The 13,238-nt window shown below is 65.8% G+C and carries 16 protein-coding genes; 7 read left to right on the top strand and 9 right to left on the bottom strand.

Annotated elements, in window-relative coordinates; all coding sequences use genetic code 11:
* Positions 1–43 precede the first annotated feature (43 nt).
* Positions 44–1,672: an HNH endonuclease signature motif containing protein gene (locus AC1DCF_RS01970; protein WP_477209545.1), complete on the bottom strand. Its 1,629-nt coding sequence runs from the start codon at positions 1,670–1,672 to the stop codon at positions 44–46.
* A gap of 389 nt (positions 1,673–2,061) precedes the next feature.
* A complete protein-coding gene (locus tag AC1DCF_RS01965; protein ID WP_477209544.1) occupies positions 2,062–2,472 on the bottom strand; it encodes a GNAT family acetyltransferase in 411 nt (136 codons plus the stop codon).
* 172 nt (positions 2,473–2,644) lie between these two features.
* On the opposite strand from AC1DCF_RS01965, the gene AC1DCF_RS01960 reads away from it, so the two are divergent.
* Positions 2,645–3,199, top strand: a complete 555-nt coding sequence (locus tag AC1DCF_RS01960) for a GNAT family N-acetyltransferase (protein WP_477209543.1) — start codon at positions 2,645–2,647, stop codon at positions 3,197–3,199.
* Positions 3,200–3,247: 48 nt separating this feature from the next.
* Entirely contained in the window at positions 3,248–3,610 is a 363-nt protein-coding gene (locus AC1DCF_RS01955; RefSeq protein WP_477209542.1) for a zinc ribbon domain-containing protein YjdM, read from the top strand.
* 4 nt (positions 3,611–3,614) lie between these two features.
* Here the strand turns inward: AC1DCF_RS01955 and AC1DCF_RS01950 are convergent, their stop codons facing one another.
* On the bottom strand, positions 3,615–4,103 hold the full coding sequence (locus tag AC1DCF_RS01950; protein WP_477209541.1) for an anthrone oxygenase family protein: 489 nt from the start codon (positions 4,101–4,103) through the stop codon (positions 3,615–3,617).
* 81 nt (positions 4,104–4,184) lie between these two features.
* On the opposite strand from AC1DCF_RS01950, the gene AC1DCF_RS01945 reads away from it, so the two are divergent.
* Positions 4,185–5,123 carry an AraC family transcriptional regulator gene (locus AC1DCF_RS01945; RefSeq protein WP_477209540.1) on the top strand — a complete coding sequence of 313 codons (939 nt, stop codon included), beginning with the start codon at positions 4,185–4,187 and terminating at the stop codon, positions 5,121–5,123.
* 64 nt (positions 5,124–5,187) lie between these two features.
* Here the strand turns inward: AC1DCF_RS01945 and AC1DCF_RS01940 are convergent, their stop codons facing one another.
* Positions 5,188–5,919, bottom strand: a complete 732-nt coding sequence (locus tag AC1DCF_RS01940) for an alpha/beta fold hydrolase (RefSeq protein ID WP_477209539.1) — start codon at positions 5,917–5,919, stop codon at positions 5,188–5,190.
* Positions 5,920–6,004: 85 nt separating this feature from the next.
* On the opposite strand from AC1DCF_RS01940, the gene AC1DCF_RS01935 reads away from it, so the two are divergent.
* The gene (locus tag AC1DCF_RS01935; RefSeq protein WP_477209538.1) at positions 6,005–6,703 is read left to right on the top strand and encodes a helix-turn-helix transcriptional regulator; all 699 of its coding nucleotides are present in this window, start codon (positions 6,005–6,007) and stop codon (positions 6,701–6,703) included.
* Positions 6,704–6,733: 30 nt separating this feature from the next.
* Here the strand turns inward: AC1DCF_RS01935 and AC1DCF_RS01930 are convergent, their stop codons facing one another.
* A complete protein-coding gene (locus tag AC1DCF_RS01930) occupies positions 6,734–7,006 on the bottom strand; it encodes a DUF2277 domain-containing protein (protein ID WP_477209537.1) in 273 nt (90 codons plus the stop codon).
* Positions 7,007–7,015: 9 nt separating this feature from the next.
* Positions 7,016–8,032, bottom strand: coding sequence for an NAD(P)/FAD-dependent oxidoreductase (locus tag AC1DCF_RS01925; RefSeq protein WP_477209536.1), 1,017 nt, complete (start codon positions 8,030–8,032; stop codon positions 7,016–7,018).
* A 75-nt stretch (positions 8,033–8,107) separates the two neighbouring features.
* Between AC1DCF_RS01925 and AC1DCF_RS01920 the strand changes: the two genes are divergently transcribed.
* Together AC1DCF_RS01920 and AC1DCF_RS01915 are read left to right on the top strand one after the other, a co-directional pair.
* Positions 8,108–8,692: a helix-turn-helix domain-containing protein gene (locus AC1DCF_RS01920; protein WP_477209535.1), complete on the top strand. Its 585-nt coding sequence runs from the start codon at positions 8,108–8,110 to the stop codon at positions 8,690–8,692.
* Positions 8,693–8,793: 101 nt separating this feature from the next.
* Positions 8,794–10,458 carry an ABC-F family ATP-binding cassette domain-containing protein gene (locus AC1DCF_RS01915; RefSeq protein ID WP_477209534.1) on the top strand — a complete coding sequence of 555 codons (1,665 nt, stop codon included), beginning with the start codon at positions 8,794–8,796 and terminating at the stop codon, positions 10,456–10,458.
* Between the two features lie 18 nt (positions 10,459–10,476).
* On the opposite strand, the gene AC1DCF_RS01910 is transcribed toward AC1DCF_RS01915, so the two are convergent.
* Positions 10,477–10,824, bottom strand: coding sequence for a helix-turn-helix domain-containing protein (locus AC1DCF_RS01910; protein ID WP_441791594.1), 348 nt, complete (start codon positions 10,822–10,824; stop codon positions 10,477–10,479).
* Positions 10,825–10,956: 132 nt separating this feature from the next.
* Between AC1DCF_RS01910 and AC1DCF_RS01905 the strand changes: the two genes are divergently transcribed.
* Positions 10,957–11,307 carry a metallopeptidase family protein gene (locus AC1DCF_RS01905; RefSeq protein WP_441791593.1) on the top strand — a complete coding sequence of 117 codons (351 nt, stop codon included), beginning with the start codon at positions 10,957–10,959 and terminating at the stop codon, positions 11,305–11,307.
* Positions 11,308–11,334: 27 nt separating this feature from the next.
* Here the strand turns inward: AC1DCF_RS01905 and AC1DCF_RS01900 are convergent, their stop codons facing one another.
* Positions 11,335–11,895 carry a MepB family protein gene (locus AC1DCF_RS01900; RefSeq protein WP_477209533.1) on the bottom strand — a complete coding sequence of 187 codons (561 nt, stop codon included), beginning with the start codon at positions 11,893–11,895 and terminating at the stop codon, positions 11,335–11,337.
* 87 nt (positions 11,896–11,982) lie between these two features.
* Entirely contained in the window at positions 11,983–13,191 is a 1,209-nt protein-coding gene (locus AC1DCF_RS01895) for an N-formylglutamate amidohydrolase (RefSeq protein WP_477209532.1), read from the bottom strand.
* Positions 13,192–13,238 lie beyond the last annotated feature (47 nt).

The following is a 13,238-nucleotide window of genomic DNA, read 5'->3' as shown; positions in this document are numbered from 1 at the left end:
GTGGTCGAGCCTGTCGAGACCCGGCGAGCCGGTCCCTGGACCGCTACCGGCCGAGGGTGGTGTGGGCGCGGTGTTGGTTGGCGGGGAGCCAGTCTCCGCCGAGTCCCATCCAGGGTGGTGCCTTGACCTGCACGGCCCCGTCGACGAGTTGGATCAGCCAGCCGGAGGTGTCGATGGTGTGGTGGTGGTACCAGCAGAGGGCGACGCCGTTGTTGATGTTCGTTGGGCCGCCGCGGTACCAGGGGATGACGTGGTGCATCTCGGCCCAGTTGGGCGGGGACAGACAGCCGGGGATGACGCAGCCGCCGTCGCGGGCGAGGATCGCCCGGCGTTGCACCCGGGTGAAGAACCGCGTCGTCATGTCGAGCTGGAGCACTTCACCGTTGGCGGCGAAGACGATCTTCTGCATCCCGCCGGCGCAGACCAGGCGTTGCACGGTGCTGATCGACAGGGGTGCCTCGACGCCGTCGGCCCAGCCGACCCCGGTGCCGTCGAGGAGATCGGTCGCGTTCACGTGCACCATCACGGTCGGTGCCGCCCCGCCGAGTTTGGGTGTGCCGGCGTCCCGGGCGGCGGCATCGAAGACCCCGCGGAGGATGTCGGCGCGTTTCTCGCCGCCGGTGCGGGGATCGAGGGCGTCGAACTGGTCGGCGCCGGGAATGACCTCGCCGGCGTCGATCCGGGCCTGCTCCTCAGCCTCGTGCGTGGCTTGTTCCTCCGCGGTCGGGAACCGGCCCGGCTCCGCCGGAACCGGCTGCGAATGAGCCGAGGTTGAGTGAGCGCTGAGGTAGGTGTCGAAGATCCCGTTCATCACCCCGCGGAGCTCCGGGGTGACCCCGCCGCGCAAGGGGTAGAGTCCGTCGCGGAATGGGCCGAAGCCGAAAGTGCTGCGCACCTCCATTGCGGTGCCGTCGGCCGGGGCGGTGCCGTCGGGGTCGAGGAGCGCCTTCCACTGCAGCACCTGCCCGCGGATCAGGTCCGCCGGGAACGCGAACCCCGCATTCGGCAGGCCCTCGTTCTCGGCCGTAATGGTGCCGGTCGCCGAGGCAACCAAACCGCGCTCGGCCGCATCGACCGCGTCCGGGGCGAGAAAGCTCGGCAAGTCGGACAATCCGGTGACGATCTGTTCGGCCGCATCGACCCCGATGGTCCCGGCGGTCAGGGCGTCGGCGACGACCGGGTAGCGGGGTGGCAGGGTCGCGCCGACCACCTGGGTGGTCCGGGTCTTCGCGCCGAGCCTGACCCGGCGTTTCGCCTCCCGGGCGGACACCCGGGTGACCATCGTGAGCAGGTCGGTGCCGGTCGCACAGCCGCGCGTGCGCGCCAGAGACTCGTTCTGGGTTCGGGTGTCCGAGCGCGCGTCAATGTCGGCGGCGAGGGCGACCCGGCCGGCATCCGTCAACCGGCCGACCGCTTCCATCGACCCGAGCAGGGTCAGCACGTCGTCGTCGGTGCGGAGATGCGAGTCGAACCCGGCCAGCACGCCCGCCATGAGGGTCGCGGTCAGCTCGAGCGAGTCAACAGTCGAAAATCCGCTCGCCATCATCGCGGAAAGCTCAAGGGTCTCGGCGCCCGAGAACCCAGATGTCAGAGCGGAAACCTGCGCCATGACCGCGGCCACCGGAGTGTCGGTGGTCGGGGTGATGATGAGGGAAACAGGCTCTGATTCCATGCTTCAATTCTCTCAAAACAGGAACTGGAATACGAGCATTTCTCAGAATCGGTGGATAACTTTTCTAACATACGTTCTGTGGAGGAGCGCGCCCTCAACCCCGAGAAGCAAGCCTCAGAACGGGTGAGTTCAGAGGCCGGCTCGCGGGATCTCGACAGGCTCGATCACCGGGGCCGAGTTTAGGGGCCGGCTCGCGGGATCTCGACAGGCTCGATCACCGAGGGGCCGAGTTCAGGGGCCGGCTCGCGGGATCTCGACAGGCTCGATCACCGAGGGGCCGCGTTCAGAGGCCGGATCACGGGATCTCGAGATGCGGCCTCCTGCGTCGGTTGCTCCTCGATCAACGAGGAGCAGACCAAAACGCTACGCGTCCGATTCCCGCCCGTCGATCAGACCAGCCACTTCGCCCGCACCGTGACCGCGGCATCCTCATACCCGAGTCGATCGTAGAAGCCGATGACCGCCTCATTTCCGGTGCGCACCATCAGTTGAATCTTGACCGCACCCTGGTCACGCAACCAGTCCTCTGCTGCCGCCATCAGTTGCACACCGATGCCCTGGCCACGTCGGTTCTCCTCGACGGCGAGATAGTAGACCCAGCCCCGGTGCCCGTCGTGGCCGACCATGACCGTGCCGATCAGGCATCCGTCGTCAAAGCCACCCAAAACCGTCGACGTCTCACCGTCGAGAGCTCGCCGAAAGTCGCCTTCCGGCGAATTCCATGGTCGGGTCAGGCCCGCGCTGCGCCAGAGGGCGGCCGCGTCGTCGGAGTCGGCAAGAGTGAGGCCGGTGATCTGCATCCCTCTATCCTGACGGACATCGCTCCGTTCGCGTGTCGTTCAGTCCGTCCGTAGGAAAACACACCGCTGCAAATATCGGCCTGGTCCAACGGATGAGGCGGCTAGCCTGGGAGAACGACAGCCCGTCCAGAGGCACGTTCGATGGCTGGGGCGCACACCGATGGAGTTTGAAATGGTCTCACCCCTGATGATGCGACAAGATGCCGCGCTCTGGACGCCCCTTGAATCTGAACGCCTGACCGTTCGTCGGCCGGTGGCCGGCGATAGGGCGAGCGCTATCGCGATCCACGTTGACCCTGCGACGAACGCTCATCATCCGGCGCCTGAGTCGGTGACCGAGGAGAGCTCGGCAGCGCGGTTCGACGCAATGCTTCAGCATTGGAATCGTTACGGCTTCGGCGTGTGGGCCGTTGCTGAGCGTTCCCGGCCAACAGAGGTCATCGGCTTCACCGGGGTGACACATCGAGTGGTGCACGGGCGTGATGCGCTCAATCTGTACTACCGGTATCGCCCGAGCGCCTGGGGAAAGGGGTTCGCGCTTGAGGGGGCGAAGCTCGCTGTGGCGCAGTCAGTCGAACTGCTGCCCGGACTTCCGGTGACCGCGTACACCACGCCCGACAACGGTGGTTCGTTGAAGACTGCACAGAAGGCCGGACTTGTGCGCGCACCGCAACTCGACGAAGTGCACGCGGGGTACACCGACGTGTACCTGACGCTCGGCTGGTAGCCGGAGCAGGGGCACTGAGCCCCCGTTCCGCTCGGCTACGGTTGAAAGGTGAATGAGACGCTTCCCCTGTGCCCCGAATGCTCCAGCGAACACGCCTACGAGATGGGTGCGCTTCTGGTCTGCCCGATGTGCGGCCACGAATGGGCGGCAACTTCGGCGGATGCCGACTCCGACGCCGATGAGGTAGCCGGAGAACGCGTCATCCGCGATGCCGTCGGCAATATTCTCGCCGACGGAGACACCGTCTCGGTGCTCAAAGACTTGAAAATCAAGGGCAGCTCCAACGTGATCAAGGTCGGCACGCGCGTGCGCGGCATCCGCTTGACCGATGGCGTTGGCGACCACGACATCGATTGCCGCATCGAAGGCGTGCAGATGCAGCTCAAGTCCAGCGTGGTGAAAAAGGTCTAACTGCTCAGCCGGAGCTGCGCGCGAGTGACGCCGCCAGCACCGTCGCTCCGATCAAGGCTGATGCTCCGCGCAGCAGATTTGAGCGGCTCCAGCGCCGGTCAAAGCGGCGCCAGGCCCCGGCGACGTCCCGATCCCCAGCGTTCAGCCGGGCAAGCGAATTGTTCAGCGGCACATTGCTCACGACCGTGATGCCGAAGGCCGCTATGGCCAGACCGGCGCCGATGATTCGCCCCACCCCGTCGTCGGCCGCCCGGCCAGTCACGAGTTCGGCGACGACGACCGCCGCCGCCGTCGCGGCGCTCCCGAAGAACACGACCATAAATGGCAATCGCACGGCCGCGATGTTGATCCGCTGCATCGCCACCACCGAATCGGCGGCCGGAAGCGTACGGAGCACGGGCATAACCATGGCGGAGAATGCCAGGTAGACGCCTCCGGCTGCTCCGGCCGTCACTGCCGCAATTGTCGTTGTTGTGTCAAGGATGCTGTTCATGACCCCAGTAAAGTCACCCCCACGAGTAGTTTCCATAGTTGAAGCGCGACATTTGATACGCGTTCGTCTAGTCTCTGGGGCATGGACCCGCTTTCTCATCTGCTCGACGGGCCGCGCGCCAGCCGTGCTTTCGCTCTGCGCGTGACGATGGATGCGCCGTGGTCGATCCACGTGCGCGACCGGGCGCCGCTCACACTCATGGCGGTACTGGCGGGGCACGCGTGGCTTGTCGCCGATGGCGAAAGTCTCGAGCTCGTGCCCGGCGACGTGGCCATTGTGCGCGGACCCGAACCGTATCTCGTCGCCGACGATCCGTTGCGCGCCCCGATGGTGATTGTGCATCCTGGCCAGCGCTGCACCACACCGGCCGGTGACGAGGTCACCCTCAGCATGACCCAGGGGGTGCGCACCTGGGGAAACGCGGCGGCCGGCGAAACGACGTTGCTCATCGGCACCTATGAGACGGATGCCGAGGTCAGCTCCTTGGTCACCGCGGCACTGCCTCGCGTCGGCACGGTACCGGCCGGCCACATTGAGCCGGCACTCCTCGACATCCTGAACACCGAGATCACGACCGCGGCTCCGGCGCAGAGCGCCGCGATCGACCGGCTTCTCGACGTGCTGCTGGTTCACGCTGTGCGCGCGTGGACACAGCTGCACCCGGAGCAAGCCTCAGGCTGGCTGGCCGGCAGCACTGACCCGCTCGTGGCCAGCGCACTTGATCTGTTGCATGAGGCTCCGGCCGCGACCTGGACGGTCGAGACTCTGGCCCGCGACCTCAATGTCTCGCGGGCTACCCTGGCCGGGCGATTTCGCCGCGTCATCGGTGAGCCGCCGATGGCCTACCTCACGAAGTGGCGGATGATGCTGGCGAGTGAATCGTTGGCTGATCCGCGGGTGACGACCGCTCAGATCGCCACCGACGTCGGCTACGGCAGCCCGTTTGCCCTGAGCACCGCATTCAAACGACAGTTCGGCGTCAGCCCGACCGAGTACCGCCGCCGCCGCTTTCAGGCCTAGATGTACTGACCGGACACGTTGATCAATCATCGGCCAACCGTCATCGACAACGAGGCGGGGCACTTCAGTTCGTTCGAGAAGCCTCTGACTGAATGGCCTTGGCGAGGTCGCGGGGACTGCTCCACATAGGCCAATGGCCCGTCGGGAGGTCAATGACGTCGAGGTGTTCAAGGTTCGCGACTTCAGTGAACATGGGATGACCGGTTTGGGCCAGCTCTAACACCTGCGCACTAGGGATTGAGCAACAGATCAGGGTCGTCCGGACCTTGCGGCGGGCGTCGTTGGTGAGCTCGATGGACTGACGAAGCACGGGACCGGGCTCAGGGACGGCTCGGGCCCGAAACTGCTCGAGGACCTCTTTGGTCAGGCCTTCGAGGCTCGCCTGCTGTGCGAGGACGTCGAAGGGCGGCAGCGGAAGCTCCTCCATCTCCTCCGGGAGGTCTGGGGCGAAGACACTTCCCGTCGCCACAGGGCCGGAGTCGACCCACACTACCCGGTGGACAAGCTCAGGGTATCGGTCCATGACGAGGCTGACGGGAGCGTTAGCCCCACTGTGAGCGACGAGAATTGCAGGCTGATTACCGTGTTGAGTAATGACGCCCAGGATTGCTTCAGCCTGGGCGTCGAGGGTTTTAGTCGCACGCTCAGGGTCGTGCGCGTCGAGACCGGGCAGTGTCATCGCGATGGCACGAGGACGGTCGGTTTTCAGGTGTTCAAGAACTTCATCCCACGCCCAAGCGCCCAGCCAGTGGCCGGCGATGAGAATGATGGTCGGACTGCTCATAGCGGTTGTCATGTCACAACCCTCGCAGGCCCTATGGACAATGGTATGTCACTATTTATGTCATGATTTATGTCATGAATTTGCCTGGGTCTGAGCAGTGAAGCGAGCAGAACGGCTCCATGCTCTTTCAGAGATGTTGCGCCGCAGCGGCACGCGGGGGGTCTCCGCCGAACGGATGGCGAGAGAGTTCGAGGTGTCCGTGCGCACAATCAAGAGAGACCTCGATGCGCTGGAGAACAGCGGTGCGCCACTATGGTCGCGCCCAGGTCCTGGCGGTGGCTACGGATTGGCTATCGGCGCGTCCCTGCCACCCGTTAGCCTGTCCCCAGCGCAGGCCGTGGCGCTCATGGCAGCCGTGTCCGCTGCACCCGATGCCCCCTACGCCGATCTGGCAGCAGCCGGTATCCAGAAGATCCTGGACGTCCTCGATCCCAGAACCCGAGCAAGAGCTGACGAGCTGGCCCGCCGTGTGTGGGTCAACGCGCTTCCCTCGTCCTCGCGCGCGATTAAGTCGGCACTGGAGGAGGGGATGGCCGAGCAGCGGGTAATCCGTATTCGCTACACATCGAGAGACGGGACCACGACCACCCGTGACATCGAGCCCGTGCTGTTCGCCTCCACGAACGGCCAATGGTACTTAATTGGATGGTGCCGAATGCGCGACGCAATGCGATGGTTCACCGTGTCGCGCATCGAGCAGGCCACCGTAACTAAGGCGGCCTGCAGCGGCCACACCATCCGCGAGGTCGGAGAACCCCCAGCGAACGCCAGACCGGTACACGGTCGTGGCGAGTGAGCCACTCAATCAACGTCTCGGTCAGTACACCTAGACGACGGCGAATCGCTCGGACGAGCGAGCCTTCGCCTTGGCTGCCTCGACCTCACGATTCTTCGGTGGGGCTGTCGTCACGAGATCCGCAAGCAGATGCCGGGTGATGTGGGCGATCTCGGCGACTGCACTCTCAAACGCCGCCTCATTGACCTTCGACGGCTTGCTTGAGCCGCTGATCTTCCGCACAAACTGCAGTGCTGCCGCATGCACCTCGTCATCCGTGGCGGCCGGCTCGAAGTTGTGCAGGGTATGGATGTTTCGGCACATGCATTAAGGCTAGCTAGCCGAGCGGACTTCGGGAAGGCTTCGGTGCGCCTCCACCGCTTCCTGCAGTTCCTCGGCGATCAGGTCGGCATTGATCGCAGCGCCGGCCACTAAACCGCCCGACGCCGCGGTGACAACCTGGGCGGTGAGATCCGTCACATTTCCGGCCACCCACACCCCGGGCATCTGGGTCAGGCCTCTCGCATCCGACTCGACGAAGGTTCCGATCCCACGTGGGTCAGCGCTGACGGCCAGGCCGAGGCTCTCGACCACGGTCGTGCGGGCCGTGAAGTTTGGCGCCACGACCAGTGCCTGGATCGGATGCACCGAGCCGTCGCTCAGAACAGCAGCGCTGAGCGCGCCATCCGTCGTTCTGACCGATTCGACGGTGCCGCCGACCACCTTGATTCCCCGGGCGGCAAGCTGCTCAACCTGCTCGGCGGTCAGAGCCGGCGCGGTGTGAGAAAAGAACGTGATCTGCGCGCTCAGCTGTCGAAACATCATCGCCTGGTGCATGGCCATCGGGCCCGTCGCGAGGATTCCGATCGACTGGTCCCGCACCTCCCAGCCGTGGCAGTACGGGCAGTGCAACACATCGATGCCCCAGCGTTCCCGCAGGCCGACGACATCCGGAAGCTCGTCGACGAGCCCCGAGGCGAGCAGCAAGCGGCGCGCACGGATGCGGCTGCCATCGTCAAGAAAGACGGTGAATCCAGTTTCGTCACGGCGCGCACTCGCGGCGGTTCCCGAGATGATGTCGGCGCCGAAGCTGCGTGCCTCCTCCCGGCCGATCCGCACCAACTCCGTCGGAGCGATGCCGTCGCGAGTGAGAAAGTTGTGCACCCCGGCGGCCGGGGCGTTGCGCGGTTCGCCCGCGTCGATGACCATGACCCGCCGACGGGCGCGCCCCAGCGCCACCGCCGCGCTCAACCCGGCGGCCCCTCCGCCGATGATGACCACATCGTACTGGCCAGTTGATTCGCCAGTCTTCTGCTCCTGCGTGCCCGGTTCTTGTGTGCTGTTCGTCATTGTGACCTCCTCATTCATCGTCGGCCGGTTCGGCATGGGTGGCAAGTTCTGTTGCCGATCTGGCAAAATGGCTGCATGGATGATTCGACCGAAGAAGTGCTCACCGCTGTCGGGCCTCGGCTGAAGGCGCTGCGCATTGCCCGCCACGAGACGCTGGCCGATCTCTCCACCGCCACCGGAATCTCCGTCAGCACCCTCTCGCGACTCGAATCCGGGCAGCGGCGCCCGAATCTCGAACTGCTCCTGCCGCTCGCCCGGGCACACGGTGTTCCGCTCGATGAACTGGTCGGCGCGCCGGCAACCGGCGACCCCCGCATCCACATCCGTCCGATCTCACGCAAAGGCCGCACAATTCTGCCGCTCAGCCGTGGAGCAGGTGGGCTCCAGGCGTTCAAGACCGTGATTCCCGCCGGGGCGCCGGAGACCAACGTCGTCACGCAGGTGCACGAAGGCTACGAGTGGATGTACGTGTTGCGGGGCCGGCTTCGGCTCGTCCTCGGCGAGCTCGACTTCGTTCTCCCCGCCGGCGAGGCAGCCGAGTTCGACACCCGCACCCCGCACTGGTTCGGGCGCGCCGACGCCGAGGGCGTCGAGTTTCTGAGCCTGTTCGGTCGCCAGGGCGAACGGATGCACGTGCGCGCCCGGCCGGGTAAGAACTGACCGGGCCAGCCGGTGCTCGGGCCGACCGCCCGCCGCCACTCAGCGGCCCGCGCCGCGCCATCCCGAATCAAACCGGTCGCCACCAATGACAAGATTGAACAATGACCGCAACACTCGTGGCCCAAGGCCTGGCCGGCGGGTACGGCCACCGCACCCTCTTCGATTCGCTTGATCTCACCGTCGCCCCGGGCGACGTCGTCGGAGTCGTCGGCGCGAACGGCGCCGGAAAATCCACGCTGCTCCGACTGCTCGCCGGCATCGACGAGCCGCAGGCCGGCACCATCACGCTGTCTCCCGCCGATGCCTTCGTCGGGTGGTTGCCTCAGGAGCACGAACGCGTCGCCGGCGAGACGATCGCCGACTATGTGGCCCGTCGCACCGGGTGCGCCGAAGCGACCCGTGACATGGATGCCGCGGCGGCAGCCCTCGGCGATCCCTCACTGGCTGCGGAGGGCGCCGACCCCGCGGATGTCTACTCGTCCGCTCTCGACCGCTGGCTCGCGAGCGGCGCGGCCGACCTCGACGAACGCCTCCCGGTCGTACTTGCCGACCTCGGACTCGAGCTCGGCACCGACATCGCCGAAAACGCCCTGATGACCTCCCTCTCCGGCGGCCAGGCGGCGCGCGTCGGGCTGGCCGCCCTTCTGCTGTCCCGTTTCGACATCGTGCTGCTCGACGAGCCCACCAACGACCTCGACCTCGACGGCCTCGAACGACTCGAGACTTTCGTGCGCGGTCTCCGCGGCGGCGTCGTGCTCGTCAGTCACGACCGTGAGTTTCTGGCGCGCTGCGTGAGCCGAGTGCTGGAACTCGATATCGCGCAGGGCGCCAATCGCGTGTTCGGCGGCGGCTACGACTCCTACCTCGAGGAGCGAGCGACGAACCGTCGGCACCAGCGCGAGAAGTATGACGAGTTCGCCGACAAGAAGGCCGACCTCGTTTCGCGGGCGCGAACCCAGCGCGAATGGTCGAGCCAAGGCGTGCGCAACGCCATGAAGAAAGCGCCGGACAACGACAAAATCAGGCGCAAGGCATCCGTCGAGTCGAGCGAGAAGCAGGCCCAGAAGGTGCGCCAGATGGAGAGCCGGATCGCCCGTCTCGACGAGGTCGAGGAACCCCGCAAAGAGTGGCAGCTCGAGTTCACCATCGGTTCAGCGCCCCGCTCGAGCTCGGTCGTGTCGACGCTCAGCAATGCCGTCTTCCGGCAGGGCTCCTTCACGCTCGGCCCGGTCTCCGTGCAGGTGAACGCGGGGGAGCGGATCGGAATCACCGGCCCGAACGGTGCCGGAAAGTCGACCCTGCTGCGGGCACTGCTCGGCCAGCAGCAGCCGGACGAGGGCACCGCAAGCCTCGGCGCCAGCGTGAAGATCGGCGAAATCGACCAGGCCCGCTCGCTGCTCGCCGGCTCCCAGCCGCTCGCGGTGAGCTTCGAAGAACTCGTTCCCGACTTGGCGTCGGGCGAAGTGCGCACGTTGCTGGCGAAGTTCGGCCTGAAGGCCGATCACGTGAACCGCCCGGTCGACGAGCTGTCGCCGGGGGAGCGCACCCGCGCCGGACTGGCCCTGCTACAGGCGCGCGGCATCAACCTGCTCGTGCTCGACGAGCCGACGAACCACCTCGACCTGGCGGCGATCGAACAACTCGAGCAGGCACTGGAGTCCTACGACGGCACGCTGCTGCTGGTCACCCACGACCGACGGATGCTTGCCACGGTTCAAACCGACCGGCACTGGCGGGTCGAGGCCGGCCAGGTGAGCGAGCTGTAGCCCGGAGGCTGACGGAGCCTAGCGCCCCTGGCGCTTCTTGAACGGCTTCGGCTGGCCCTTCACGGCGGGAGTGCGACCCTTGCCCTTCGAGGCCTTGGCCTTGCCGCCGGCCGGAACGACCTGCTTCTTCGCCGGGGCGGGCGCAGCGGCGAGCTCCTCCTTCGCTTCGGCGAGAAAGAGGTTGCCGATCTTGGTCAATCGGGTTCCGTTGTCGTCGCGGGTGAAGAGCGGATGCCCGACCTCGGTTTCGAGTTTCTCGATCGACGAGTAGAGCGAGGCGAGGGGAATGTTGAGCTTGTCGGCCGCGCGCGGAAAGTGCAACTCCTCGGCGACTGCGACGAAGTTCCGAAGCAGGGTGATGTTCACGGAGAGCCTTTCTTGTGGTCCGCGCGAATCGCGGCCCCCTCTAGGCTACGCGTCTCAGGCCGAGTGTTCGTTCGGTTGAGGAGGCCGTCGCGGCCGCTCGCTCCTCGACCACCGAAGTGGCAGGATGTGCGCATGATCGAAATCTCGGACGAAGAGTTCGAAAAAATGGTCGTCGAAGAATACGACGCCATCCCCGACGACATGGTCGGCGAACTCGAGAACGTGGCAATCCTGGTGGAAAACCAGCCGATCGGCGAACGGCCACGACTCTTCGGGCTGTACACCGGGCATCCGCTCACGAACCGGGGAATGTACGGCTACGGTGAGTTGCCCGACCGCATCACGCTCTACAAGAACAACATCCAGGAGCACAGCGACACCCTCGAGCAGCTGCGCCAACGCGTGCGTATCACCCTCGTGCACGAGATCGGCCACTACTACGGGCTGAACGACGCGAAACTCCGCGAGCTCGGCTGGGCCTAGTCTCGTCGTCGGTCAGGGCGTCTCGCCTCAGGCGCGTGAGTTGTAGAGCTCCCGCGCGCGTGCGACGTCGACGGCACCCCCGTCATCGATCAGTAGAAACGACTCGGTTTGCCACCTCTGGGTGGCAGCGGCCTGACGGCTCGTCGTGGCGACCCAGCTCGGGTACACCCGAAAACCGCGCTTGCCCCCGACCCCGCCGACCGACATGACCCCGCGCTCGCGCAGCGTCTCGCGTGAAAACACGAACTGCCCGAAACGATCGCCCTCGCGCACCGAGATGACGAGCACGTCACAGTGGTCTGCGCTGTCGAACGGATGCGTGGCGCCATCGGCCCCGCGCTTCCAGACCGCGACGAACAGACCATTCTTGGTCGGAGTGAGCTTCGCGACTCGCGACAGGACGTCGAGGCCGTCGAGCTGAAAAGTGACCGAGCCATACTGCGCGTTGTCGTCCTCGACGTTCGGACCACCGCAGACGAACCCGCACGGGTCGTAGACCAGCGTTTTCACCGCGACGAGATCAGCGGGAACTCCCGCACCGGTCGCCCAGAAATCGCCGCTGACATTCATCGATTTCGCATTGCTCACACGATCAATCCTCGCCGACTCTGTTCGCCGACCTTGACACGTGCGGTCGAGTTTGCCTGGCAGACCGGGGAAACTCGACCGCAGCGCTCAAACTCGGCGGGGTGAATGGGGCGAAGAAGCAGATGCCGTCGTCCGCGTCGCTGCACGGTACCGATCCCACGACGCCTTGCATGCCTGCGCGATCCGGTCTACGCGCTGCGGATCCGGCTCTACCCATCCGGTTCCCGGCTGCATGATCGCCCGGGTGTTGGCGCGGCCGAGCAGGTACTCCCGCCGAAACTCGGCCTGCACGGCGCTGAGCACGAGGCCGGCGGCATCCGCCACCGGGGCGAGTTCGCGAAAGCGAGCGCCGGCCCGGATGATCTCGAATCCACCGAGGTACGGCTTGTTGAGCGCCACTGCCTCGGGGGAGTCGACGGCGAAACCGATTCGGTGCGCAGCGGCGAGGCTGCGCATCAGATCGGGACGCATGGTCAGCGGGTCGTCGCCGCGTGGCTCACCACGCGACTCACCACGCGACTCACCACGCGGCTCACCACGCGGCTCGCCGTCGGCGTCACCCCGGTTCGACAACGCGACAACCGACGGCAATCGGTCGGCCTCGTCGCGCGGAACGTCCACCGCGCCATCGGGTGTCGTCGTGTGGTTCATGGTGTCGTGGAACGACAGCGTGCTGAAGCTGTGCGGAGTGTCACCGCCGCGAGCCCGTTCGAGTTTGATCTCGACGAAACGTTCGATCAGGGCATCCCGGGTCGTCTCGTAGATGCCGACGCCGTGAGTGGCGACCTCGGTGAATGTGTCGGCCAGCCGGTTCAGGGCGGCCGCGTCATCCGGCGGGAGAAGCAGTGGAAAGTTCGAGAATGTGACGGGCCGCACCGCGTCGACACCGCTCAGATCGACGGGGTTGCCCGCTCCGGCCTCCGCGATCCGGGCGAAGGCCTCCCGCAAAGCGGCACGCAGGTCGGCGGGCTTCTCCCGATTGGGGTCACGGATCATCCGTGGTTGCGGGTTTTCAACGTAGACGATGCGCGGATCGATCTCCGCCCAGCGCCGCACGATCGCGCTGGTCGAATGATCGGAAAAGTCGAATTGCAGCCGGCGCGTAAACGCGGGATGCAGAAACTGTGCCAATTCCTCGGGAATCGCCGCGCCCGCGTGCGGGCAGCTGACCAACAAATCCGCCTCTTCGATCGCCTGCTCGAGGTCGCGGTCATCGGGGTCGGCGTAGAAGGTGATGTCGGATGCCGTGAACACGGTTCCGGCCGGAATCAAGAGTGGAGCGCCTGCGTCCGTCATAGCTCTGAGACTATCCAGGAGGGCTGGCGAACGGGAGGGGTGGCTGA

The organism is Leifsonia sp. 10L418, assembly GCF_056395445.1.
The sequence above is the reverse complement of the archived record's forward strand: the minus strand, read 5'-3'. Positions and strand labels throughout refer to the sequence as shown.

Excerpts from the sequence above, each read along its gene's own strand:
- AC1DCF_RS01945 (WP_477209540.1), top strand. The coding sequence starts at position 4,185 with ATGGACCCGCTTTCTCATCTGCTCGACGGGCCGCGCGCCAGCCGTGCT.
- AC1DCF_RS01940 (WP_477209539.1), bottom strand. The coding sequence starts at position 5,919 with ATGACAACCGCTATGAGCAGTCCGACCATCATTCTCATCGCCGGCCAC.
- AC1DCF_RS01930 (WP_477209537.1), bottom strand. The coding sequence starts at position 7,006 with ATGTGCCGAAACATCCATACCCTGCACAACTTCGAGCCGGCCGCCACG.
- AC1DCF_RS01970 (WP_477209545.1), bottom strand. The coding sequence starts at position 1,672 with ATGGAATCAGAGCCTGTTTCCCTCATCATCACCCCGACCACCGACACT.
- AC1DCF_RS01920 (WP_477209535.1), top strand. The coding sequence starts at position 8,108 with ATGGATGATTCGACCGAAGAAGTGCTCACCGCTGTCGGGCCTCGGCTG.
- AC1DCF_RS01895 (WP_477209532.1), bottom strand. The coding sequence starts at position 13,191 with ATGACGGACGCAGGCGCTCCACTCTTGATTCCGGCCGGAACCGTGTTC.
- AC1DCF_RS01905 (WP_441791593.1), top strand. The coding sequence starts at position 10,957 with ATGATCGAAATCTCGGACGAAGAGTTCGAAAAAATGGTCGTCGAAGAA.
- AC1DCF_RS01925 (WP_477209536.1), bottom strand. The coding sequence starts at position 8,032 with ATGACGAACAGCACACAAGAACCGGGCACGCAGGAGCAGAAGACTGGC.
- AC1DCF_RS01950 (WP_477209541.1), bottom strand. The coding sequence starts at position 4,103 with ATGAACAGCATCCTTGACACAACAACGACAATTGCGGCAGTGACGGCC.
- AC1DCF_RS01960 (WP_477209543.1), top strand. The coding sequence starts at position 2,645 with ATGGTCTCACCCCTGATGATGCGACAAGATGCCGCGCTCTGGACGCCC.
- AC1DCF_RS01915 (WP_477209534.1), top strand. The coding sequence starts at position 8,794 with ATGACCGCAACACTCGTGGCCCAAGGCCTGGCCGGCGGGTACGGCCAC.
- AC1DCF_RS01965 (WP_477209544.1), bottom strand. The coding sequence starts at position 2,472 with ATGCAGATCACCGGCCTCACTCTTGCCGACTCCGACGACGCGGCCGCC.